The organism is Teichococcus deserti (assembly GCF_001982615.1).
Taxonomy (GTDB): domain Bacteria; phylum Pseudomonadota; class Alphaproteobacteria; order Acetobacterales; family Acetobacteraceae; genus Pseudoroseomonas; species Pseudoroseomonas deserti.
Window position 1 is genome coordinate 1 of record NZ_MLCO01000057.1, and the last position, 2,924, is coordinate 2,924.

A 2,924-nucleotide genomic window follows, 5' to 3' on the forward strand; every position below is an offset into this window, starting at 1 on the left:
CGGCTGGGGGAGGATTATCTGCGCGTGCTAGGCTTCTTCCGGTTCCGCGCCCGCTGCAGCACCCGCGCGCCCGAGACCGCCGCCCTCGCCGCCCTCCGCGCCGCCGTCCCCGGCCTGGCCCGCCTCTCCGCCGAGCGCGTCTGGATGGAGCTGAAGCGCCTGCTCGAAGGCCCCTCCCCCGCCGGCAGCCTGGCGCTGATGCGCGACACCGGCGTGCTGCCCGCCATCCTGCCCGAGGCCGGCGCCCTCGACGCCCTGGCCCGCAGCGCGGCACCGGCCGACCCGCTGCTGCGCCTGTCGCTGCTGCTGGACGCCGACCCCACGCCGATCGCGAAACGCCTGAAGCTCTCCGGCGACGAAACCCGCCGCCTGCACGACCTGCTGTCCATCCCGGCCCCGGCGCCTGAGCTGAGCGGCAACGACCTCCGCCGCCTCCTCGCCGAGCACCCGGCCGAGACCGCCACCGCCGCCGCCTGGGCCGCCGAAGCCCGCGACGGACGGAGCCGCGCGGCGCTCAGGACAAGAATCGAAACCACCCCCCGCCCCGTCTTCCCGCTGCAGGGCCGCGACGCCCTTGCCCTCGGCGCCTCGCCGGGGCCCGCCATGGGCAAGGCGTTGAACGACGTGAAGCAATGGTGGATGGAAAACGGCTGCACACCCACCAAAGAACAAACCACAGAAAAATTGAAAGAAAGGCTGGGGGAATGAATTCCCCCGGCGGGGCACTGCCCCGCGCCCCATCTTCTTTTTGTCTATTGGACAAGGGACAAGACCATGCGCCTCTATGACATCCCGGCGCATCAGCCCTTCCTGCCCGCCCTTGCCCGCGGCGTGCTCGACCAGGTCGGCAGCGACCCCCTCGCCCTGTCCCGCACCACCATCCTGCTGCCCACCCGCCGTGCCGCCCTGGCCTTGAGAGAGGCCTTCCTGAAGGCGGCCGAAGGCAGGACCCTGCTGCTGCCGCGCATGCGGGCGCTGACCGGCCTCTCCACCCAGGAAGCCGACGAGCTGGCGCTGCCCACCCTGCTCGACCTGCCCCCGGCGGTGGACCCCGCCCGGCGCCAGGCGGTGCTGACCAGCCTGGTCATGCGCCTGCCCTCCCGCTTCGGCGGCCCCGACACCCCCGAGCAGGCCTGGCGCCTCGCCACCGCCCTGGCCGAGCTGCTCGACGAGACCGCCCTGGAAGACGCCGACTTCGCCAACCTCGCTAGGCTGGTGCCCGAGGAATTCTCCACCCACTGGCAGGTCACGCTGACCTTCCTGCGCGCCGTGCTCGACACCTGGGCCGGCTGGCTGGAGAGCCAGGGGCTGATGGATATCGGCCCGCGCCGCACCGCGGCGCTGCGCGCCCAGGCCGAGGAATGGAAGCGCGCGCCGCCAGCCGACCCGGTGATCGCCGCCGGCATCGGCGCCGGCGGCACCATCCCCGCCGCCGCCGCCCTGCTGAAGGTGGTGGCGCAGATGCCCAACGGCTGCGTGCTGCTGCACGGCGCCGGCGAGATCACCTCGCCCGAGCTCTGGGCCGCCATCGGCGAAAGCCCGACCCATCCGCTGTCGGGCCAGGTGCGGCTGCTCTCGGCGATGGATGCGGCGCCTGGCGACCTGCAGCCCTGGCCGACGGCGATCGCCACCGACCCGGCGCTGGAACGGCGCGCTGCCCTGCTGGCCTGCGCGCTGCGCCCCGCCGCCGGCATCGAGGCCTGGCTGCACCGGCGCCCTGCCCACTGGCGCCCGGCGCTCGAGGGCCTCTCCCTGCTCGACGCCCCCGATGTCCAGGCCGAGGCGGTGGCCATCGCCCTGCTGCTGCGCGAGGCGCTGGAAACCCCCGGCAGCCGCGCTGCCCTGATCACCCCCGACCGCGACCTCGGCCGCCGCGTCGCCGCCGAGCTCACCCGGCACGGCGTGGTCGCCGATGATTCCGCCGGCCAGCCGCTCGGCCAGACGCCGACCGGCGCCTATCTGCGCCTGCTCGGCCGCGCGGTGGCCGAAGGCTTCGCGCCGGTCTCGCTGCTGGCCCTGCTGAAGCACCCGCTGACCGCCGGCGGCCAGACCCGTTCCGAATGGATGGAGGCGGTGCGCCTGCTGGAGCGCCGGGCGCTGCGCGGCCCCCGCCCCGCCCCCGGCCTGCCCGGCCTGCGCGCCCGCGTGCTGGAGGCGTTCCGCCGTGAGAAGGATGCTGTCCTGCTGGCCCGCGTCATCGGGCTGCTCGACGCGCTGGAAACCTGCCTGGCCGGTTTCGAGGAATTGCGCGACAGCCCGGCCCGCCCGCCGGCCGACCTGCTGGAGCGCCACCTGGCCGCCGCCGAGGCGCTGGCCGCCACCCGCGACCGCCCGGGCGGGTTGCGCCTCTACGCCGCGGAAGAGGGCGAGCCGCTTGCCGTCTTCCTCTCGACCCTGCCGCCGGCACTGGCAGAGATGCCGCCGATGAGCCCGGCGGGGTGGCCGGCGCTGTTCGACGTGCTGCTGGAAGGCCCGGCCGCGCCCAGCGTCCGCATCGGCCGCGGCCGCGAGCATGCCCAGCATCCGCGCATCGCCATCCTCGGCCTGCTCGAGGCGCGGCTGCAGGATTTCGACCTGGCCGTGCTCGGCAGCCTGGAAGAGGGCGTCTGGCCGCAGGCGACCGATCCCGGCCCCTGGATGAGCCGCCCGATGCGCGCCGATTTCGGCCTGCCCGAGCCGGAATCCCGCATCGGCCGCGTCGCCGCCGATTTCTTCCTCGGCGCCGCCTGCGCGCCCCGCGTCGTGCTGTCGCGCGCCCGCAAGCGCGCCGGGGCGCCGACCGTGCCCAGCCGCTGGCTGACCCGTCTCGAGACCTTCCTGGCCGGCCAAAGGGGGGACCGGGGCGAGGGGCTGGCCCTGCCGCGCAGCCCGGCGCTGGACTGGGCCAGCCGCATCGACCAGCCGGACGCCGTGCGCCCCTGGCC

Annotated in this window: 2 protein-coding genes; both read left to right on the forward strand. The window is 75.1% G+C overall.

The window, feature by feature from the left end; translation table 11 throughout:
• Window positions 1-708 (forward strand): tRNA nucleotidyltransferase/poly(A) polymerase-related protein (locus BKE38_RS07365; RefSeq protein WP_474104344.1); only part of this gene is annotated, 708 nt, incomplete at its 5' end.
• 66 nt (window positions 709-774) lie between these two features.
• Window positions 775-2,924, forward strand: a 2,150-nt coding sequence (gene addB, locus BKE38_RS07370; RefSeq protein WP_076956706.1) for a double-strand break repair protein AddB, incomplete at its 3' end; no start/stop codon positions are given.